The following is a 19,154-nucleotide window of genomic DNA, read 5'->3' as shown; positions in this document are numbered from 1 at the left end:
TTTTATTTGCTCATTTCCAGTAAGGAATGTTTTTGGCCCTATTCATCTGCCACTCCCGGGCTAATATGGTCTGGATGATTGTTCAGTGTCAGCGCAAGCAGCCTCTGCTGAAGGCTGAGCAGGCTTTCCCTGTTTCCCGGCGTTCCGCCTTTAAGCAGACTCGTGAACCAGATGCCGTCTGCCGCAAGTCTGGCAATCTCCAGATCCGGTGCACTGTCAGTCTCCTGATGCTGTTTCAGGCGCTGAGCGAGCCAGCTTTCCCAGCGTGTTATCAGTTCAGGTTCAGCACAGAGAGAAAACGTCAGAGCTGACATCTTTTCCGTGCAGGCGACAATTGTCGTCCTGATATAAGCCCGTGTAAAGCGACCGTAGCCGCCGGGGTCACGCGCCATGAAGTCCTCAAGGAGTACATTGAACTGCTCCAGCTCATCATCAAATACCGCAGTGATAAGATCCTGCTTGCTGGAAAAATGGTGAAATAGGCCGCCTTTGGTCACACCCGCGTCAGAGGCGATGTCGCTGACGCTGACACCGGCAAAGCCACGGGCCGCCATCAGACTTGCCGTACTATTGAGCAAACGGCGGCGCACATTGACAGGGTCTTTTTTTGGTCTGCCGGACGCTGTCATCATCAGTGGGCGCTCATCTTGGAAAAGCCGTTAATCACCACCACGCCGACAACAATCAGCGCGATACCCGCGATGGCCGCCGCATCAGGTTTTTGCCTGAAAACGACCACGCCGATAAGGGTCGTCAGAATAATGCCCAGCCCTCCCCAGGAGGCATAAGCAATCCCTAGCGGAAGCGTACGCAGCACCTGAGCCAGCAGATAAAAGGAACAGGCATAAAGAACAGCGCAAATCAGCGAGGGCATAAGGCGGGTAAAATGTTCAGACTTGCCCAGAAACAGGGTGCCCACCACTTCCAGAACGATGGCGAGTGCGAGTGCTGCGTAAGCGAGTAGTGAAGACATGGTTTTCTCCTGAAATAAAAACCAATACTAGATACCTACCGGCCGGTATGCAAGTTAAGCGTCAGCGGTTTTTTTCTGCTGCGTAACCTTGGATTAACATAAGACGTGCTGTGACAGGCGGGCCCCCCCCGCGGCCATCCTCATGGCACCACGTTGCCGGTCACGCCCGTTGGGGCCCATAACAGCAAAAGGGACTAGCCCTATCCTGGATACGATAAAAAGCGGGAACGCCAAAAGACGTCATCCCGTCGGGCCGGCAGCGCGGGCGTTGGCGACTGTCGAGAATAACCCTGCGTTTTCCGGTACTGGCTGAACATCCGATGTTAATGAAAAGCCCGGAAGGACTTTTCATACATCAGCATCCGCAAGGCGTTGATTACCACATCAAATCATCCGGCACTTTAAAATCGGCATACGGATCTTCTTCATCTTGCTCTTCCTGACTTAGCGCACTATTTAATACAATACTGTTCGCATCTCGCTGCGCAATTTTATCGGCTACGCTCGCCGGGATAATAGCGTATTTACTCACGCCGCTGTTATCATCAACCAACCGGGCAATGGCGAGACGGCCACTGATCAGCTGAGATTGAGTCAGCTTGTCCACAGCTATCTTTTTAATGAGATTATTATCTGTGAAGTTAAAATCAATATCGCCTCTGGCAATATTGATTCGATTCATTTCAATTAACTGCTTCACCTGGGCTTTATATTCTTTCGATAAAGCAGCTTGTTTTTGTTGCTCGCTGAGCTGTTTATCACGTTCAAGCTGGGCTTTTTTATTTTCTTCCACGGCCTCCCTTGCCTCACGGGCCTGCGCTCGTGATTTTTTAGCCGTTTTTTGGACTTTGGCTATTTTTTTGCTGGTTACTAATCCAGCTTTTAGCATCTGCTCTTGTAAGGTGAGTTTTGTCATCTTCATTTCTCAAACAGTCGAATAATTTGTGTGATTATACCCGTAATGTATGAGGCTGTACCAGATTGAGCACCTGATCACCGTGCGGCATGAGTTTGGCGGGTCTATCAGAGGCTGGCGTGACCTGCCCTTAGGATTTCAGCCCGGCCCCTCGCTCCCTGCCGCCAGCAATGGCACCAGCACGTCGCTGATGGGCGTGGGAATACCCTGTGAGCGACCATAACGCTGTATCACACCGTTGCGGATATCCCATTCCAGTGGGCGGTTGGCCTGACGATCGGCGAGAATGGAGGTGCCCAGATCCGCAGGCGCATGATGAAAGCCGTTAACGATCTCCTGAGGAACGTTATCATCCAGTACGGCGCCTTCCGCTCGCGCAACCGTCAGACATTCACGCAGATAAGCCAGTGCCAGTTCAGTGATATCCTCGCGTGAGAACATTCCTGCACGGCGATTCGCCAGTACCATCAGACCCGCGACCGCATTCTGCAGCAGTTTGCGCCAGGCGATGGAGATAAAATCGGCTGACTGCTCAACCGCGCAGCGTGTGCCGCTGAGCGCATCCGCGACCCGTTTTGCCGGCGCCACATCCGGCAGCGTCAGGCGCGGTTTGGCGCGCAGCCAGACGGAGGCATCCGGCTCGCGCTGTGCCGGGAACCACACTACCGAAGGCAGCACCGTTGCGCCGTTGACCAAGGGTTCCAGTTGGGTTTTCTGCTCAACGCCATTTTGCAGTGCGCATACCACAGTGTTTTCATCGCACAGCGCGGCCAGCCAGTGGGCGCTGTCAGCCACCTGGGTGGTTTTCACCGCGATAAACACCAGATCGAACGGGTGGCTGATAGCCGCCGGACGAGTCAATACCGGACCGGGCACCACAATTTCACCCTCATCGTGACGCAGAATTAACCGCGGATGCGCGGTGCGCCCGCAAAGGACCGGCGTGCGGTCAACTTCATGCAGTACAGCGGCGATGGTGGTACCGATAGCACCCGGACCAATAAGAGCAATTGTGGGATGATCAGACATCTTGTGTTCTCCTGATGTGAATACCGCCGCGTAATAAGGCGTTCCAGCTGGCATGTTGCAGGGCGGCGAATAACGTAAGCAAAATAATGTGTCCAGGCATAGGCTGATGCTAAACAGCGCGCGCCCGGATGAAAAGTGAAGTGTCGTCATCGAGGCATGAGTAAATACTCATGTAGTAATGGTAACTGAGCTGCGCCTGTTGTGATTCTGCCAGTAACCAGCGACGGAATTTCATGATGGTTCCGATGACGCTTAGCAGTCCGGTCCTCATTTTGGCAGGGACGGTTGGCATACACCAGCCCACACTATGTCACCCCAATTCTGTCATGTCCCGCCAATAATTTCAGCCAGTAGCCAGTGTTCAAAATCCTGCAGTGCAGGTTCATTTATTCCTGTTTCCACCGGTTTTACCAAACAGAATTTTTTGCTCAGGTTTTCTGATTCTGGCCAGGGTGCGACAAGCGCTCCGCTACGCAGTTCTTTTTCGACGTACATACGCGGCACCATTGCCACGCCTTGTCCCGCCAAAGCGGCAGCTATTGCCATTTCATGAAGGTCATACCGGACACCTTGCGCCGGATTATCAAAGATTATTCCGTTTTCCTGGGCATAGTGATGCCATGCTTCCGGATTCTGTCGCCGGTGAATACGCGGTAGTTCGTTCAACCTCTCATAGACGTTATTGTCCGTTAACAGTGCAGGATGGCATACAGGCACCAGTTTTTCCTGAAAGAGAAAATGCAAACGCATCCCTGCCCATGCGGCATGTTCAAAATGAACTGCGGCGTCAAAGCCACTCCCGGTGAGAATGAATGGGTCGGTTCTGGCCGCAATATGTAATGTGATATCCGGATGCATAGATCTAAAGCCGATCAGGCGGGGAATCAGCCATCGACTGGAAAACGTCGGCAGGACGGCAATTTCCAGACTTTTGCTTCCTTCAGGCATCCCCATTATGTATTGAGTATCCCTGTCGAGCCGTTCGAGCGTTTCGCGTATGTGATGTGCATAGCGCGCACCTACAGGATTAAGCTTGACGCGGTTTCCCGCACGGTCAAACAGTTTGCAGTTCAGCAAAGATTCAAGGCGCGCAATCTGCCGGCTGATGGCGCCTTCCGTCAGCGATAACTCCTCTGCGGCCCGGGCAAAATTACCGTGCCTTGCGGCAGCCTCAAAAGCCTGCAGGGAAGTGCTGCTGGGAATTTTTCTGCGCATAAAACCGCCCCTGTTGTGTGTATAGGGTGACCCATCAGTGACTGAATATCACTAAACCATGAAATAATATCGATTTATAGCCAAAAAAACAGCATGTAGCATGATGAAAAATCATTAAACGGGCTCATTAGATTCCTGCCGTTTATTCATGCAGAGGTTAGTCAATGTTGTATATCGTGGAATGCACCTATGCCAATCCCGGAAGCGAGGAAGACTGGAATGAATTTTACAGCCGGGAAAAACTGCCGGCGCTGGTCTCCGTCACCGGATTCAGCACTTCCCAGCGCTTCCGGGCCCTGAAACCTGGCTGCCCTGTTTATCTCGCCCTTCATACAATTAAGGATGCGGATGTGATCTCCAGTGACGAATACCGGCTGAAAGGCGGCGGTAATTTCTCGCGCTGGCAGGAGCACATCACTGACTGGCACCGTAATCTGTATGAGTGTGAAGGCCCGGCTCCGGCCGTATCCTCGGATGAACTGCTGCTGCTCAGCACCCGGCCGATCGGCTTTATCGAGACCGGGCTGGGATACCGGGCACTGGCAATGCAGGCGTCAGGGCTGGATAAATCCCCTGAGCGGCGCGTTGCATACGTTCTTGCACGTGAAAATGCCGCGCAGTTAGCAGAAGTTCCCGGAGCCTACCTCTACGAAACGCTTACACCGCAATTGCAGAACCCGGCTAAGGGTCACCAGAGAGGAAAACAATAAAATCATGCCAAATCTGACTTTTTACATTTCTGAAGATCAGTCTGACAGGTTCACCGCTCTCCCCGCTTTCACCCATATCTGCCGCGCACTGTGCAGTGAGATTCTCGGCGCAGAAGCAGAAAAAGTTCACATCATATATGTCGATGTCAGGCCGGGATGCGGGCATCCGGTGTATGCCGAACTCTGTTATCGCCTGACAAAATCGCGTGTGCCGGACGTGATGGAAAAGTTTATGCGTGAACTGGATCTGGCCATTCGGCAGGCCTCGGGGCTAATGGCGCGTATCCGCTGTTTTGGCTCGAGCGCACCACAAATATTCGCTCGAAACTGACCATGAGGAATTTATGAACCATCCGCCTTTCACATCCCGTCAGATTGGGGATTTTCTGGTTACCGCCCTGAGTGATGGCAATATGTCAGCCAGCCTGGATTTACTTTCAGGCATTGAGACGGCGGATGCTGGGTTAATTCAGCGCAGCGCCGGGATCGCTGAACCCGGTAATATCCATATCAACTGTTATCTGATCCGCGGTCAGGGACGCACCATTCTGGTTGACGCCGGCGCGGGAGGCCTGAACAACGTCGGAGGGCTGCTCAAAAGAAACCTCGGTGCAGCGGGGGTAGGCCCCGCTGACGTGGACACCGTCTTATTGACGCACGGCCATCCTGACCATATTGGCGGCCTGCTGGATGCTGAAGGAAGGCCAGTCTATAAACATGCTGAACTCTATCTTCATCCTCTTGAAGCGGAATACTGGCGGGATGATGAAAGATTAAAAATGGCCAGCGAGCGTGGGCAGCGTAATTTTAAGCTGGTCCGCCGAACGTTAGAAGCGTATGCGCAGAACTTGCGCTTTCTGGACGGGAAGGAGATAACCGGGGGCATTCTCCCGGTATGGCTGCCGGGTCACACGCCAGGCCATACCGGATTCCGCATCGATTCAGGTGATAAATGCTTATTGATATGGGGAGACATCGTCCACTTCCCGCATATCCAGTCAGCACACCCGGCCGTTTCCATTGTATTTGACTGCAATCCCGCTCAGGCCGAAGACACACGGAAAAAACTCCTGGAACAGGCAGTCAGGGAAAAACTGCTCGTTGCAGGCATGCACTTAGAGCGTCGGGGGTTTGCCCGCGTTCTCATGGCTGATGGCGGATATCGAATTTCCTACCCGGAAGAATGAATGGATATTCGCATCTCATGAAATACCTGTTCGCAAATCACTTAACCGCTTCCAAAAAACCAGAAGTGGTGGAGGAGTAAGCTAGGAGAGGGCGATCTGCTCTCCATTGATTAACGCGCCGCGATGTTAGTAGTGTTTGCTAGTGGCGCAGGGCTGACTGTCAGATCAAATGTAATTACCCAAACTAAGTTGTTTGGTGCGCACTGTAAGGTCGTCGCTCACCCCACCCTTTAAGCGTCTCATCGTAGTTTATTGGAACTATTCCGTAAGCCGCTTGCCAGTTGAGTAAACACCTCAATAATTTTTGGCAGCGCCCGCTGAGGATCGTCGCTCGCAGCAATCCAAAGTGCGGAATTCAGCGCGGCACTGTTTAACAGATGTGCAGCGGCATCCGCGTCAACCGATTTAAGTACGCCGCGTTCGATCAGCTTTATAACGGTCTGGCGGGTGGATTCGAGGCAGCTATTCTGGCTGGGCCATTGTGCAGGATCCCCAAGGAAAGCCGGACCATCAAGCAGAACGATGCGCCTTACTTCTGTGTCCAGCGCCATCTTAATGTAGGCAATCCCTTCAGCCAGCAGCCTTTCCCAGTCGTCACCGGCAGTCGCGGCGGCGGCTTTGGCTCGTTGTGCCATTTCACCATCTACTTGAGCAATAACAGCGGCAAGCAGCCCCTTTTTATCACCAAAGTTGTGGTATAGCGCCCCACGTGTCAGGCCAACGCTGGCGGTTAATTCATCCATTGATACGGCAGCAAAACCTCTTTCGGCAAAGGATTTCCGCGCTGCCGTAATCAATTTGGCGCGGTTCTCTTCCATTGTTTCAGCGCGGCATTTGGCGGCCATACGATCTCCTTTTTGACATACGTAACGGATGTTATTTGACATACGCGGCGTATGTGTGATTAATTCAACATACGCCGCGTATATTAAATCAATTTTACATACCGCGCATCCCGCATCACACATTGACTCAAGAAAGGACATGCCATGATCCAGCGTGAACCTATTTTTCCTGCTAACCGCCATGCTCTCTATGAAGAACACGGTTATTCCGCCGCGATCCGCTCTGGCGATATGTTATTCGTTTCCGGCCAGGTTGGCAGCCGCGCCGACGGTACGCCGGAGCCGGATTTTGCCGCGCAGGTGCAACTTGCGTTTGATAACCTGGCAGCGACTCTTGCAGCAGCTGGTTGTACGTTTGACGACCTGCTTGATGTCACCACCTTTCATACTGACCCGGAAAATCAGTTTCCGACGATTATGCAGGTGAAACAGTCAATTTTCCCGCAGCCCCCTTACCCGAACTGGACAGCCGTTGGAGTGACCTGGCTTGCGGGATTCGATTTTGAAATTAAGGTCATTGCCCGAATTCCAGCTTCAACCTCCGCAGGTTGACAGACCGTAATGTTAGTAACGTCTTCATCAATGGGATGAGGACGTCACCACGAAAAGCGTTGTTTCAGAACCGACATAACGTCCACTCTTGGCACGAAGCAGGCATGCTGATGTGAATAGTCCGATATGAGCGATCTGCGGACATTTCTAACAGCATTCTTTGTGAATCAACAGGGAGCAGGTCAGGGGGAGTCTACGAAACACATTTAGATCAAATCATTGCGTAAGAATTGGTGTTAAACTGATTATGGTTAATGATTCAGGATGTGAGGGCTTATATGTACCTTCTGTGAATGATTGTTTTGTCGACAATTGGATTGTAATATGAATATTTAACCCTTGTCATAAATTAAATTTTTAAAATATGTTAATTAAGATTTTGTTTTCTCGCATTTATTTAAACCAAGATGATTTTAGACAAAAGGAGTTTCAACTTGATAAAGTTTATTGTTACAGATAAGAAAAGAAATTACAGTTCGGAAAAAGAACCAAATTCAGTATACCTTACTTTTTCAAGTTGGAATGACTATTCTTACAGAACTCTCTTTAATATGGAATACGTGGATGCGGAAGGGTATAGTCATTCTATTGGTCAGATAAAAATAGGTTTTATAGGTCAGGACATTGAAACCACAACCTTTGATAAAATTAAAAAGGATTTTCACAAGTTAGATGATGTGTTTTTCAGTCTTGCTGAAAGCGCAGAATTTTACCAGAAGCTTTATTCATTTGGTAAACACTTGAGTCGAGACATCCTTAATAGGCTCAACTGTGTTGTTGTTAGTGAAAATGCAATTAAAGCTGCAAAAAAAGAGAGTGTTTTCAAATCATCCCTATTAAGAGATGTTAATATAAATACTATACATGGACAGTTCTTGAGGATAATGAACGGTGACAGTCTTTTAACAGAATTCGATTTTCAGTTTGTAAGAAAAAATCATAAATTTGCTGACATAAATCTCGATTTTAGTGTGGAACCATATTCTTTACCACCAAGCAACATCCATGCAATAATAGGCAGGAACGGGTTAGGTAAAACAACACTGCTAAATGAAATGGTTAGTTCTATAGTTGGAGATAAAAAACCTAAAAAAGCTTTTTTTGAAGAAGCTTTTACAGATAAAAGAATTACAGATGATTATTTCAGTACGGTAATATCTGTTTCATTTAGCGCATTCGATCCGTTTAACCCATTTAGCGAGCAAAGCGATCCGCTTTCGGGTACGTGTTATTACTATATAGGATTAAAGAAAACTATAAATAAAGAAGAGGATAACCCTATTGAGGATATTCGTCAACTTCGTCAAAAGTGTGCTCAATCCATTTATAACTGTTGCTCCGATGATTCAAAAAGAGAAGCTTGGGTAGAAGCTATAACTAATTTAGATTCAGATACTAATTTTAAGGATCTGAATTTAAGAGATATTGTTAATTTCCCAACAAACGAATTACAAAGTGAATGCTTAACACGAATGGAAAAAATGAGCTCGGGCCATGCTATTGTATTTATGACAATAAGTAGCTTAGTCGAAAAGGTTCAGGATAAAACTCTTGTTTTATTCGATGAACCGGAAAGTCATTTACATCCGCCACTCCTGTCAGCCTTTATTCGCGCTTTGAGCAATTTACTATCTCGCAGAAACGGAATTGCAATTATCGCAACTCATTCTCCTGTGGTGGTTCAGGAAGTACCTAAAAGTTGCTGCTGGGTATTAACCCGCTTCGGGGAAGAAATGACTTATGATAGACCAGCGATTGAAACTTTCGCTGAAAATGTTGGAACTTTAACCAAAGAGGTTTTTAAATTAGAAATGGAGCAATCAGGCTTCCATAAACTTCTCAAAGAAAGTGTTGATGAAGGGTTGACTTTCGAAGACATTCTAAAAAAATTCAAGAAGAAGATCGGTTTTGAAGGAAAGGCAATATTAATGAGCATGATTATGCTTAGAGATAAGAACGAAAAAAACAAAAATCTTGATGGGGACGAAGATGAATAAAATTACTTATCCCAACATCAATTGTGATAATTTATTTTCTACATGTTTATTATCCGTGAATAATGATAATCAGGATTACAAAAACAGACTGGGAAATATCGCCGAAAACATTTCTACTCAATGGAGATGTTTCGATGATCGTATAACTCCTAAAAGTCTCCATGAATTTTTACCTTGCCTGCCACGAAGAGTTGATCAAATAATTGATGGTGAAGTAACGAAGAAAGATTTGAAAAATCTCTATACCGTTTACATGTTAAAAATAAATAGTGAAGCCAGGAAGGTTTATGACAAACTAAGAGCATCCTCTAAAGGTGGTCTCTGCCCATTATGTGGAATTTACGGTGTGGAAACGCTGGACCATTACTTACCTAAAGCTCGTTATCCACTTTTTTCTGTTCACCCTAGAAATCTTATTCCTGCCTGTGAGCACTGTAATGGTGCAAAGTCAGATAATATTTTAAAAGTGGCTTCAGATCAGACGCTTTATCCATATAACGATGACATTAAGTTTTATAGTACAGATTGGATTAAAGCTTCAATTACAGCACAGTATGGTATTTTAGTGTTCGATTTCCACGCTGCACCTCCTTTACAATGGTTGGAAGTCGAGCGTAAACGCGTAATAAATCATTTTACTATATTTGAACTTCGACAAAAATATGTCCGAAATTCATCTCAATTTGTCTCGACAATCACGGCAGATATTAGAAGGATGCTTTTAGATGGTGATTATATTGCGGTAAAAAATCATTACGCAGGGTTAGTTACGGCAGTTAAATTCAATTCAACTTTGAGAGCTATGTATCATGCACTCTCAATAAACGATGATATCTGTAGTGGGAGATTTTGAACCTATTCCCTATGTTAATTAATCGACCCACCAGCATGGTAATGGTGGGTCATTTGGAAGCTGTAGACATAGTTACGTATTTGGCAAAAGCAGTCAGTTCATCTCGACTCCAGCTTTCAGGATTATCCGTATTGGGCGTGGATTCGTTCATCATACCTGGCAATGCTGACCAGTAAGTGAAACCATCAACCGACTAATTGCAGGATGTAGCCAAGCTGGCCTGACACCTTTGATTAATGCCACTCGATGTTAGCAACGTCCGCTCCTGGCACGAAGTGGACAGAATGAGTGGCCGTCAGGTCTGCTTTGAGCGAGAAGCGGAAGTTCGGAATGCATACTTGAATCAAGGTGTCTTGAGTTATAGGGAGAAGATCACTTTAACTGGCTCTAAGGTTAGTCACGATTTAATTTCTCACATACATTTTGCAAAAATATAGATTTAATTCAATAAATTATGAAGCGCGTTAGGCTATTTTAGCTTTACCTATCTTTTTTGTTGTATCTCCTATCTTCGATTTGTACAGTCATGCAGACAAACTAAGGAGAATTGCCATGATTTACAATGAACGCCTTGAATTGATTCATAAAAGTGGGGACGTGCTTTACCCTATAAAGGTAACCAAAAAATCAACGGGAAAAACTGCATTTCACCTTGTACCATTTGGCCTGGATAAAACTGACGACCTCGTGGAGGTGGAAGATCCTTCAGAAGCAATTCGGCTGGTGATTGATGAACGTCATTCCATTCGCTGTAGCACAAATACAGCCACTATTACGGACAAAAAGGGCAAGCGAATTAAGCGAACAGGAATATACAACATTAAGGGAATTAGCATAAAAGAATACAACGTCAGGTAATGGCACACAGCAGACAAAAACGTGACGCTGAAGGCCTGCTGAGAGCGAAGAGCGGACGTTAATCCCACTCGGGCATAATCAGTTTATCGGAAGCTCTCTAAATGTGGACGATTCGAATTACACGAACACTTAGATTTCAAGTGCAGCAAGAATTACGGTTTCCATTTTCTCTGGGGTGGTGAACGGTGCAAAACGCTTGACCGGTTTGCCGTCGCGTCCGATCAGGAACTTAGTGAAGTTCCACTTGATCCGCCCACCCAGCACACCGGGCAATTCGTCTTTCAGGTAACGAAACACCGGGTGCGTAGCAGCGCCGTTGACCTCCACTTTTTCGAATATCGGGAAGCTCACACCATAGTTGATGTGGCAGGTCTGCGCGATTTCATCGGCACCGCCGGGTTCCTGATTACCGAACTGGTTACAGGGGAAACCAAGCACCACCAGACCCTGGGCGGCGAACTTCTTGTAGAGCGATTCAAGACCTGCGTATTGTGGCGTGAAGCCACAATGGCTGGCGGTATTAACCACCAGAACCAGCTTACCCGCATAGTCGGCCATAGAGATGAGCTGGCCACCCAGACTGGTGGCGGTGAGTTGATGAAAGGTGATCATGTCGGGCTCCTCAGAGAAGATTTGCAAAGTCGAACGAAAAGAACAACAAACAGACGTGCTAAAGGCCTCGTGTCGCTATGAGTAAGATAGAGTCAGTAGCAGCGCCGATTCAATGAGTATTCACGACCGTGGCTGGCAGCCAGCCCGGTAAATCATAACAAGACTGAAAATACTGAGTGGTTTCGATTCTGTAGACGCAACACAAATCTGAGGGTCACACTGGGGTGGAGGGTGACGGAATAGGTTGCTGTAATTACTGGCGACATGCGGCAGAAGCCCTGCCCGCAAAACCGATGCCTATAGGGCATCCAAGCACTCTGTAGATCTCAGAAATAACCTGCATCGTTGCGTCTTCGATGATTCCTTCATTACGGCATAAAACCCAGCCGTGATCTGCAACTTCTCGCTCAAACGCCTTGGTACAGGCTACATGCTCTTCCAGCTTATGAATTACCGTACTACTTAGCCCACGCGTTCTGGCCGCGGCCCTTGTCCATGAAATGTCAGGCGCAGTAACAACCCCGACATGCAGGTCTGGCGTTCGCACGTTTCGTTCAATGTTGAGCTGTAAGATCTCTGCAAATGGAACCATCCGGCGAAACGCGGCTTCCGACGGGTACCAACGATCCATTAAGATAATGCTGCCCGGTGGCTGTTTAGTCAGCACATGCTCGGAAATCCAGGCACGGCTATCGGCAAAGCGTTCACAAACTTCCAATTCCAAATCCAGGGTGGGATTTCTAGCGAGCCTGTTCACGAGGGCCATTGTTTCCCTCCTGTAGGGATCGCTTTTTTTCTCGCAAAGTCGGATCACCGTCTTGTTATCTGCCCTGAGTACTTTCGTAATGGCCTCCAACAGTGTGGTTTTGCCGACTCCCTTGGGCCCATCCAGAGAAATAAACAGCGGACGACTCATTCTTGAAATGACGATTGACATAGGGTTTGCTTAAAACTCAAATCTGGCAAAAGCATCTTATTACCTTCTTATTAACAGCTGACCACCCTTTCGTTCGTAGCAGCTGCCTATAGCGTCAGCGTGAACCCAATACCCAAAACAGGCAAATGAATAGATTACCAAATCATATAGTAAGATAATGATCTAAATTGGGTTTCACATTAATAGTGAACCAGCCCGCCGTCCACAGCATACTGGCTTCCGGTTACGTAGGACGCATCATCTGAAAGCAGAAAAAGTGCGACGGCGGCAGCTTCATCAGCTGTACCGGCTCGCCTGAGAGGCACCTGGCTTACCACAAAATCTTCAAACTTTTGCCGCGACTCCCCGGACATGAAGTGTCTAAAATTAGTCTCGATAGGTCCTGGCACCAGCGTGTTGGCGCGAATATTGCGCGCGGCCAGTGAGGCGGCCCAGCTTTTTACCATGGCGACAACGGCGCCTTTTGTTGCACCATATAAGCTCGTCATGGGCGCACCTTCATAGACTGAAGACGATGCGGTGACCAACACTGATGCACCTGGGTTCAACGTGTTGGAAAGTGATGCAAGCTGCAGCATGGGCCCGCGAACATTGGCATTCATCATGCGATTAAAGGCGTCGGCCGTAACGGATTCCGGTGCGCCAATTTCTGCGTAACCCGCATTCAGCCACAATCCGTCGAGGTGCCCCCAGCCGCTGACTGCCGTTGCGAGCGCATCAATATCAGCCTCACTTGCAGCATCACTTTTCAGGATCAGTGCAGTTTCCGGCAACAGTTTGCGGGTTTGGGCCAGACGTTCTTCACTCAGCCCCGTGATGGCAACGTGTCCTCCCTCTTTCACAATTCGCAGCGCGCCTGCCAGCCCAATGCCGCTGGTGCCACCCGTTATAAGTACACGTTTACCGTGAAATCTTCCCATAATTACGCCCTTTTGATCCTTATAATCGCCATTTACCTTACGAAAGATAAACATAGTCGTCATCTGTTTAATTGTGTAGAAGTGGCATGAATGGATGACCTATCCAGAGCAGATTCACTTTTGGTTCGTCATTTCGTTGTCAGGCGTTTTTAGAATTGTTTCAAAGTCTGCTCTGGCACAAAGCAGACAATACTTTGATAGCAAGGGCATTCCCGGCAGTTCCCTTGGCCAGGAGCGTTATGGATAAGCCTGTTGAATTGAGCGGTTGCCTTGGCCAACATCTCAAACCGACCCGCTACCCTATATTCTTGTCCAGGAACGCACGAATCACAGGAATGATTTGCCTGGCGTGGGTTTCAAGCGCGAAGTGCCCGGTGTCATAGAAGCGAATATCCGCCCTGGGCAGATCGCGTTTCCAGGCTTCGGCCCCGTCCGGAAGGAAAAACGGATCGTTCTTTCCCCAAACCGCCAGCAATGGTGGCTGGTACTTGCGGAAGTACGCCTGGAAGGCAGGATACATTGCTACGTTCGAGGCGTAATCCAAAAGCAGGTCGAGCTGAATGTCCACATTGCCAGGCCGCGATATCTGGAGCCCTTCCAACGTATAGCCATCTGGCGAAACCGAATCCTTGTCGGTAACCCCTTCCAGGTATTGCCACTTAATCGAGGCCGGTGTCGGAAAGTCATGCAGGGCGTTCCGGTTCTGCTGCGTCGGTTCGCGCCAGTACTTTTGAATAGGTGCCCAGCTATCGCCCAATCCTTCCTCATAGGCGTTGCCGTTCTGAGAAATAATGGCGGTCACCCGCTCAGGATGGGCGACAGCCAGGCGCCATCCCACCGGGGCGCCGTAGTCGTGAACCATAAGCGCGTATGTAGCGAGCTTAAGCTGTTCGGTAAACTGGCCGATGGTCTGCGCCAGCTGGCTGAAGGTGTAGGCGTACTCGCCCCGCGCCGGGGCCGCGGTAAAACCAAAGGCCGGTAAATCCGGCGCGATCACATGATAGCGTTCGGCCAGTTCGGGAATAAGGTCGCGAAACATAAACGATGAGGCTGCGAAGCCGTGAAGCAGCAGTAGCGTGGGTGCGCTGGGGTTGCCTGCCTCGCGGTAGAAAACCTTCACATCACCCACCTGCTCGTAGCGGTAACGAATGGGGCCGATAGCATTGGCGGAATGCGCACCGTCAACAAGCAGAGAAGTCGCGGGTCCGGTAGCTGCAATCGATTTGGAAGAGGTCATGATAATTCCTTTTGTAACCGTTAAATTTGTCATTTGAAGGTTACGTGGTTTTTTGGTAACCTGTCAAATATATTTTATTAGTTACAGGTCACTATGAATCCGACCAGCACGTCTTCCGGCCCGCTCTTTCTGGCGGACAATCTTGCCCTCGATTTCATTAACAGTGAGTACGGTGTGGGCGACCAACGTCATGACTGCCTAACCGACGATCAAAGCGTCGCGAGCTGGCTGAAACTGGCGGGCCTTTGGCCCGATGGCGCTAACCAGCCGATCCCCTGTGGCCTGCTGGCTGAAGCGCGCGGGCTTCGCGACTGTGCGCGGGCAGTGGTGAACGCGGCAATGAAAGGCGTTCCAGCCGATTTCACCGCCATCAATCAGGTGCTTGCGGCGGGTTGTCCGGTGAAGAGGCTGGAATGGGATGGCGAAGCGCAGGAATTGCGCATCGGTGTTCACCACCGGGATAGCAGCCCGGCAAGCCTGCTTTGGCCTGTGGCCGATGCTTTGGTAGGTCTGGTTACGGGCGATAAATTCGAATTCGTACGCCAATGCGAAGCCCATGACTGCATTCTGCTCTTCCATGACCTGAGCAAATCGCACCGCCGCCGCTGGTGCAGCATGGCCACTTGCGGCAATAGGATGAAAGTGGCGGCGTTTCGTTCCAGGAAAACATCCCAATTGCGTTCCGCCGCCATACGCAATCCGCGGTGATGTCCGGCACGATAGCCGGCCGGCATAGACAATCTGTTTCGCCCGGGCCGGCGAAGCTGCCGCCATCGCTGCGCTGACGAGGCAGGCCTGACGCCCCGGGGCGCTCCCTGCCCCGCGTCTCCTTTTATACGGCGATATTGGATCAGTCCTCTGCGACCCATACCCGCATCTCCCCTTCGCCGCGGTTGGCCCAGCAAAAATAGGGAATAAACAGCAGCGATTGCTGCCGGCGCCGCGGAGGTTCTCCGTCATAATCATAAAGCGGCTGTTGCGAAACATCCGCAGGCGACAGGCCCTCCCCCGGCGCCTGGATCAGGGTTTTCCCCGCCAGCACGCCTTCACCTGGCACTAAGCGAAAATCACTTCCGGCGGACAAACGCAGCTGATGCAAATTATCGCCGTTATCGGCCTGTTCAAGGCAATACACCAGCGGTCCACGCTGCAAAGCAACCTTTCCCAGGTTTTGGCGCACCAGCGGATTGCTGCGGACCCGGCGCACCGGCATCGGCAAAGTCAGTTGAATACTGTCGCCTTCAGACCAGGTACGCGTGAAATAGGCATATCCCCGCCGGGGCGCCATAGCCACCGGTTCGCCGTTCAGCATCGCCTGCGGCGACGGACACCAGCCCGGCAAACGCAGCGCCAGCGTAAAGGATGTCGGCGCCGCACAGGTGACGGTGAGAGTAACGGTTTCGTCCCAAGGATAATTACCGCTTTGCCGCACCGTCAGGGCACGATCGCCCGCCGGCAGGGTCACCTCGCTGCCGATATAGAGGTTTACAAACAGGGTCTCGTCGTTGCGGGTGTAAATATAATTGCCGAGCGAGCCCAGCAACCGGGCGATATTGGGCGGACAGCAGGCGCAGCCGAACCATTGCTGACGCACCGGTTTAACGTGATCGTAAATATGGTTGCATTTAATGGCGCCAGGATGGACTTCCAGCGGATTGACGTAGAAAAAATGTTTTCCGTCAAGAGCCATGCCCGCCAGCACGGTATTATACAGCGCTCGCTCCATCACGTCGGCATACTGCCCGTCGGCCTCCATTTGCAGCATGCGCCTGGCAAACATCATCAGGCCGATGGACGCGCAGCTTTCCGTATAAGCGGTGTCGTTGGGCAGATCGTAACCGGAAGTAAACGCCTCGCCATGGCTTTGGGCGCCGATTCCGCCGGTAATGTACATCTGGCGCCGGGTCATGTCGTCCCATAAGCGACGGCAGGCGCGGCGCTTCTCATCATCGCCGCTGACACGCGCCAGATGGGCGACGCCCGCCAGCAGATAAACGAACCTGACCGCATGGCCTACCGCCGTTTCCTGCAGCGCAATGGGTTTATGCGCCTGGCTATACGCCTTGTCTTTCACCATCCAGGCCGTGCCGTAGTTGTGCCAGTGGGAAGTGCGGCCGCGGCGCTCGTATTCAAGGTCATAGAAATGAGGTTCGGTACCGCGCTGCTCAACAAAATAGCGCGCCAGGGCGAGATAGCGCTGATTGGCCGTGACGCTATACAATTCCATCAACGCCAGCTCGATTTCCGGGTGGCCCGGATACCCATGCAACTGCCGGGGACCCGGGCCGAAAACCCCGTCAATATGATCGGCCAGGGCGCACACGACCTCGAGCAGGCGGGTTTTGCCGGTGGCGCGGTAGTAAGCCACGCCGGCTTCAATCATATGTCCGGCGCAATACAGCTCATGGCATTCCGCCAGGTTGGTCCAGCGTTTTTCCGGCGCCTTCACGGTAAAATAGGTATTCAGGTAGCCGTCCGGCTGCTGGGCGGCGGCGATCAGCTCAATGGTTTCATCGGCGGTACGCTCCAGCTGCGGATCCGGTTGCCGGCACAGCATCCAGGCCACCGCCTCCAGCCATTTCGCGACATCGCTGTCCTGGAATACCATTCCGTAAAATTCTCCCTGGCTGCGTCCGGCCGCGAGGCGGAAATTTTCTATGGCATGACTGGGTTCCGCGTCGGCGATACGATCGTTTAGCGCCTCCCACTGGTACGGCAAGACCACATCCCTGACCAGTCGCTGATAATCCAGCCAGAAGGAATCGGTCAGCTTGATATGATGCAGGTCGATTTCGGATGTTTTTTCCATTTTTGATTACCTAATCAATGTTTAATCAATGTTTATGCCAACCGGCGGTCCTGAAGATCGCGGGATATACGGGCCATACTGGTATTGTCCAGCCGGCAAAAACGCAACGCCACAGCCAGCAATAAATGGAATATCGTCGGTATCAGGGTTTCCATCATCTGGATACCGTGGAGCGACGCGGGGGTTTGGCGATCGATGCCGGGAGCATAGGCCACCAGAACGAACACCAGGCTGATAATACCGGCGCTGGATGCCCAGGCCAGTTTGATAAAAAACAGATTAAAGGCAAAGCTCATGCCGGATGAGCGGATACGCGTTTTCCAGAAGCCATAATCATCGGCAAACGCCATGAGGGAGAAATGCAGCGTCAGGGTAAAACCGAGGATAATGCTGTTGATGAAAATCAGCGCCAGCCATAGGGTGCGGTACGCCTCGCCAATGGGGATAAACCACATCAGGATGCCCAGGACCGCCAGGGTAATATTGGTGTAATAATAGAGTTTTACCGTATCGATGCGCCGTGACAGGCCATTGACGATCATGGCGCCAAGAATGGACGCCACGGTGACGGCGGTAAAAAATAGCGAAGCGTAGCCGGCGCTGCCGTGCAGCGCATAGGTAATAAAATACATATAGCCGCCGCCGCGAATATTAAAGACATTTATCAGCAAAAATGACATCAGCAACATCAGCAGCAACTGATCGTTTTGCCGCAGACCCCGCAAATGGTCCCGTAGCGAAAACTTACCCATCACCGCCAGGGGCACCCGTTCACGCACCCAGAAAAAACAGCACAAAAACATCGCCACCGCGATAACGCACAGCACGGCGACGCCGCGTTGATAGCCTTGGGCCGCATGGCCGCGCCCCAGCGCCTCCACCAGCCAGGGCAATCCCACCGAGACCAGGAAACCGGCGACGCCGCACAGCACAAAACGCCAGGCCTGACAGGAAATCACCTCCCGGTGGACACCGGTCATGGTGTTTATCAGCGCGCAATAGGGCACATTGATGGCGGTATAACTCAGGGAGAGCATCAGGTAGGTGACAAAGGCCCAGAGGATTTTTGCATGGATGCCCACATCGGGCACGGTGAACGTCAGGATACCGATAATACCGATGGGCAGCGCGGCCCATAGTTGCCAGGGGCGAAACCGTCCCCAGCGGCTTACGGTCCGGTCAGCCACCACGCCCATCAGGGGATCGGAAACGGCATCCACGACGCGCAGCACGATAAACATAATGCCTACCAGCGCCGGGGTGAGTCCGAATATATCCGTATAAAAGAAGGTGAGGAAATTCATCATCAGGCAGGTAATAACGGTACCGCCCGCATCGCCTAAACCGTAACCGATTTTTTCACGCATGGATAAATAGCTGCCGGCGGTTATTGCCGGGGCAACCGTATGGGGAATGGAGGTGGTTGACATTATTTTCTCCTCGCCGATAACGCGTTATTGGCATGCGGAAGGATTAAGAAGTTAACGCTTCAATGTAATAAGCA

General features: G+C 50.5%; 20 protein-coding genes. 8 read left to right on the top strand and 12 right to left on the bottom strand.

Annotated features, from left to right (window positions below):
- Positions 1-38 precede the first annotated feature (38 nt).
- The 5 genes from ABUK12_RS22745 to ABUK12_RS22725 all read right to left on the bottom strand — a co-directional run bounded on the left by ABUK12_RS22745 (position 39) and on the right by ABUK12_RS22725 (position 4,133).
- Positions 39-632, bottom strand: coding sequence for a TetR/AcrR family transcriptional regulator (locus ABUK12_RS22745; protein WP_410013954.1), 594 nt, complete (start codon positions 630-632; stop codon positions 39-41).
- Positions 632-973: a DMT family transporter gene (locus tag ABUK12_RS22740; protein WP_410013953.1), complete on the bottom strand. Its 342-nt coding sequence runs from the start codon at positions 971-973 to the stop codon at positions 632-634. Before ABUK12_RS22740 ends, ABUK12_RS22745 begins: the two co-directional genes overlap by 1 nt.
- A 376-nt stretch (positions 974-1,349) precedes the next feature.
- Positions 1,350-1,889 carry a DUF2058 domain-containing protein gene (locus ABUK12_RS22735; RefSeq protein WP_410013952.1) on the bottom strand — a complete coding sequence of 180 codons (540 nt, stop codon included), beginning with the start codon at positions 1,887-1,889 and terminating at the stop codon, positions 1,350-1,352.
- 138 nt (positions 1,890-2,027) lie between these two features.
- The gene (locus ABUK12_RS22730; protein WP_410013951.1) at positions 2,028-2,918 is read right to left on the bottom strand and encodes an oxidoreductase; all 891 of its coding nucleotides are present in this window, start codon (positions 2,916-2,918) and stop codon (positions 2,028-2,030) included.
- Positions 2,919-3,242: 324 nt separating this feature from the next.
- Positions 3,243-4,133: a LysR substrate-binding domain-containing protein gene (locus ABUK12_RS22725; RefSeq protein ID WP_410013950.1), complete on the bottom strand. Its 891-nt coding sequence runs from the start codon at positions 4,131-4,133 to the stop codon at positions 3,243-3,245.
- A 164-nt stretch (positions 4,134-4,297) separates the two neighbouring features.
- Here ABUK12_RS22725 and ABUK12_RS22720 point away from each other — a divergent pair, with 164 nt between their 5' ends.
- The 3 genes from ABUK12_RS22720 to ABUK12_RS22710 are packed head-to-tail and all read left to right on the top strand — an operon-like array spanning position 4,298 to position 6,030.
- The gene (locus ABUK12_RS22720) at positions 4,298-4,843 is read left to right on the top strand and encodes a sugar ABC transporter (RefSeq protein WP_410013949.1); all 546 of its coding nucleotides are present in this window, start codon (positions 4,298-4,300) and stop codon (positions 4,841-4,843) included.
- A 4-nt stretch (positions 4,844-4,847) separates the two neighbouring features.
- The gene (locus ABUK12_RS22715; protein WP_410013948.1) at positions 4,848-5,174 is read left to right on the top strand and encodes a hypothetical protein; all 327 of its coding nucleotides are present in this window, start codon (positions 4,848-4,850) and stop codon (positions 5,172-5,174) included.
- A 13-nt stretch (positions 5,175-5,187) separates the two neighbouring features.
- On the top strand, positions 5,188-6,030 hold the full coding sequence (locus tag ABUK12_RS22710; RefSeq protein ID WP_410013947.1) for an MBL fold metallo-hydrolase: 843 nt from the start codon (positions 5,188-5,190) through the stop codon (positions 6,028-6,030).
- A gap of 239 nt (positions 6,031-6,269) precedes the next feature.
- Here ABUK12_RS22710 and ABUK12_RS22705 read toward each other — a convergent pair whose 3' ends face one another.
- Complete coding sequence (locus ABUK12_RS22705) at positions 6,270-6,875, bottom strand: TetR/AcrR family transcriptional regulator (RefSeq protein ID WP_410016747.1); 606 nt, start codon at positions 6,873-6,875, stop codon at positions 6,270-6,272.
- Between the two features lie 144 nt (positions 6,876-7,019).
- Between ABUK12_RS22705 and ABUK12_RS22700 the strand changes: the two genes are divergently transcribed.
- From ABUK12_RS22700 to ABUK12_RS22685, 4 genes are all read left to right on the top strand, one after another.
- Positions 7,020-7,427: a RidA family protein gene (locus ABUK12_RS22700; protein WP_261106733.1), complete on the top strand. Its 408-nt coding sequence runs from the start codon at positions 7,020-7,022 to the stop codon at positions 7,425-7,427.
- A 434-nt stretch (positions 7,428-7,861) separates the two neighbouring features.
- Positions 7,862-9,424 carry an AAA family ATPase gene (locus ABUK12_RS22695; protein ID WP_410013946.1) on the top strand — a complete coding sequence of 521 codons (1,563 nt, stop codon included), beginning with the start codon at positions 7,862-7,864 and terminating at the stop codon, positions 9,422-9,424.
- Entirely contained in the window at positions 9,417-10,277 is an 861-nt protein-coding gene (locus ABUK12_RS22690) for an HNH endonuclease (protein WP_410013945.1), read from the top strand. The genes ABUK12_RS22695 and ABUK12_RS22690 overlap by 8 nt, the downstream gene beginning before the upstream one ends.
- A 552-nt stretch (positions 10,278-10,829) precedes the next feature.
- The gene (locus ABUK12_RS22685; RefSeq protein WP_410013944.1) at positions 10,830-11,135 is read left to right on the top strand and encodes a transposase; all 306 of its coding nucleotides are present in this window, start codon (positions 10,830-10,832) and stop codon (positions 11,133-11,135) included.
- Positions 11,136-11,264: 129 nt separating this feature from the next.
- On the opposite strand, the gene ABUK12_RS22680 is transcribed toward ABUK12_RS22685, so the two are convergent.
- The 4 genes from ABUK12_RS22680 to ABUK12_RS22665 all read right to left on the bottom strand — a co-directional run bounded on the left by ABUK12_RS22680 (position 11,265) and on the right by ABUK12_RS22665 (position 14,841).
- Positions 11,265-11,747 carry a glutathione peroxidase gene (locus ABUK12_RS22680; protein ID WP_410013943.1) on the bottom strand — a complete coding sequence of 161 codons (483 nt, stop codon included), beginning with the start codon at positions 11,745-11,747 and terminating at the stop codon, positions 11,265-11,267.
- Between the two features lie 253 nt (positions 11,748-12,000).
- Positions 12,001-12,663: a dTMP kinase gene (locus ABUK12_RS22675; protein ID WP_410016746.1), complete on the bottom strand. Its 663-nt coding sequence runs from the start codon at positions 12,661-12,663 to the stop codon at positions 12,001-12,003.
- Between the two features lie 200 nt (positions 12,664-12,863).
- Positions 12,864-13,604: an SDR family oxidoreductase gene (locus tag ABUK12_RS22670; RefSeq protein WP_410016745.1), complete on the bottom strand. Its 741-nt coding sequence runs from the start codon at positions 13,602-13,604 to the stop codon at positions 12,864-12,866.
- A gap of 295 nt (positions 13,605-13,899) precedes the next feature.
- Positions 13,900-14,841, bottom strand: a complete 942-nt coding sequence (locus ABUK12_RS22665; protein ID WP_410013942.1) for an alpha/beta fold hydrolase — start codon at positions 14,839-14,841, stop codon at positions 13,900-13,902.
- 93 nt (positions 14,842-14,934) lie between these two features.
- Between ABUK12_RS22665 and ABUK12_RS22660 the strand changes: the two genes are divergently transcribed.
- Positions 14,935-15,549: a CGNR zinc finger domain-containing protein gene (locus ABUK12_RS22660; RefSeq protein ID WP_410013941.1), complete on the top strand. Its 615-nt coding sequence runs from the start codon at positions 14,935-14,937 to the stop codon at positions 15,547-15,549.
- A gap of 142 nt (positions 15,550-15,691) precedes the next feature.
- On the opposite strand, the gene ABUK12_RS22655 is transcribed toward ABUK12_RS22660, so the two are convergent.
- Together ABUK12_RS22655 and ABUK12_RS22650 are read right to left on the bottom strand one after the other, a co-directional pair.
- Positions 15,692-17,650 (bottom strand): glycoside hydrolase family 127 protein, encoded by a 1,959-nt coding sequence (locus ABUK12_RS22655; protein ID WP_410013940.1) that lies wholly within the window; start codon positions 17,648-17,650, stop codon positions 15,692-15,694.
- Positions 17,651-17,682: 32 nt separating this feature from the next.
- Positions 17,683-19,080, bottom strand: coding sequence for an MFS transporter (locus ABUK12_RS22650; protein WP_410013939.1), 1,398 nt, complete (start codon positions 19,078-19,080; stop codon positions 17,683-17,685).
- Positions 19,081-19,154 lie beyond the last annotated feature (74 nt).

The sequence above is a fragment of the Sodalis sp. C49 genome, assembly GCF_046352915.1.
Taxonomy (GTDB): Bacteria; Pseudomonadota; Gammaproteobacteria; order Enterobacterales; family Enterobacteriaceae; genus Acerihabitans.
Note: the sequence above shows the minus strand (reverse complement) of the source record. Positions and strands in the feature narration are given on the sequence as shown.

What these genes read in the sequence shown, in the direction of transcription:
- ABUK12_RS22745 (WP_410013954.1), bottom strand. Translation starts at nt 632, where the DNA reads ATGATGACAGCGTCCGGCAGACCAAAAAAAGACCCTGTCAATGTGCGC.
- ABUK12_RS22740 (WP_410013953.1), bottom strand. Translation starts at nt 973, where the DNA reads ATGTCTTCACTACTCGCTTACGCAGCACTCGCACTCGCCATCGTTCTG.
- ABUK12_RS22735 (WP_410013952.1), bottom strand. Translation starts at nt 1,889, where the DNA reads ATGACAAAACTCACCTTACAAGAGCAGATGCTAAAAGCTGGATTAGTA.
- ABUK12_RS22730 (WP_410013951.1), bottom strand. Translation starts at nt 2,918, where the DNA reads ATGTCTGATCATCCCACAATTGCTCTTATTGGTCCGGGTGCTATCGGT.
- ABUK12_RS22725 (WP_410013950.1), bottom strand. Translation starts at nt 4,133, where the DNA reads ATGCGCAGAAAAATTCCCAGCAGCACTTCCCTGCAGGCTTTTGAGGCT.
- ABUK12_RS22720 (WP_410013949.1), top strand. Translation starts at nt 4,298, where the DNA reads ATGTTGTATATCGTGGAATGCACCTATGCCAATCCCGGAAGCGAGGAA.
- ABUK12_RS22715 (WP_410013948.1), top strand. Translation starts at nt 4,848, where the DNA reads ATGCCAAATCTGACTTTTTACATTTCTGAAGATCAGTCTGACAGGTTC.
- ABUK12_RS22710 (WP_410013947.1), top strand. Translation starts at nt 5,188, where the DNA reads ATGAACCATCCGCCTTTCACATCCCGTCAGATTGGGGATTTTCTGGTT.
- ABUK12_RS22705 (WP_410016747.1), bottom strand. Translation starts at nt 6,875, where the DNA reads ATGGCCGCCAAATGCCGCGCTGAAACAATGGAAGAGAACCGCGCCAAA.
- ABUK12_RS22700 (WP_261106733.1), top strand. Translation starts at nt 7,020, where the DNA reads ATGATCCAGCGTGAACCTATTTTTCCTGCTAACCGCCATGCTCTCTAT.
- ABUK12_RS22690 (WP_410013945.1), top strand. Translation starts at nt 9,417, where the DNA reads ATGAATAAAATTACTTATCCCAACATCAATTGTGATAATTTATTTTCT.
- ABUK12_RS22685 (WP_410013944.1), top strand. Translation starts at nt 10,830, where the DNA reads ATGATTTACAATGAACGCCTTGAATTGATTCATAAAAGTGGGGACGTG.
- ABUK12_RS22680 (WP_410013943.1), bottom strand. Translation starts at nt 11,747, where the DNA reads ATGATCACCTTTCATCAACTCACCGCCACCAGTCTGGGTGGCCAGCTC.
- ABUK12_RS22675 (WP_410016746.1), bottom strand. Translation starts at nt 12,663, where the DNA reads ATGAGTCGTCCGCTGTTTATTTCTCTGGATGGGCCCAAGGGAGTCGGC.
- ABUK12_RS22670 (WP_410016745.1), bottom strand. Translation starts at nt 13,604, where the DNA reads ATGGGAAGATTTCACGGTAAACGTGTACTTATAACGGGTGGCACCAGC.
- ABUK12_RS22665 (WP_410013942.1), bottom strand. Translation starts at nt 14,841, where the DNA reads ATGACCTCTTCCAAATCGATTGCAGCTACCGGACCCGCGACTTCTCTG.
- ABUK12_RS22660 (WP_410013941.1), top strand. Translation starts at nt 14,935, where the DNA reads ATGAATCCGACCAGCACGTCTTCCGGCCCGCTCTTTCTGGCGGACAAT.
- ABUK12_RS22655 (WP_410013940.1), bottom strand. Translation starts at nt 17,650, where the DNA reads ATGGAAAAAACATCCGAAATCGACCTGCATCATATCAAGCTGACCGAT.
- ABUK12_RS22650 (WP_410013939.1), bottom strand. Translation starts at nt 19,080, where the DNA reads ATGTCAACCACCTCCATTCCCCATACGGTTGCCCCGGCAATAACCGCC.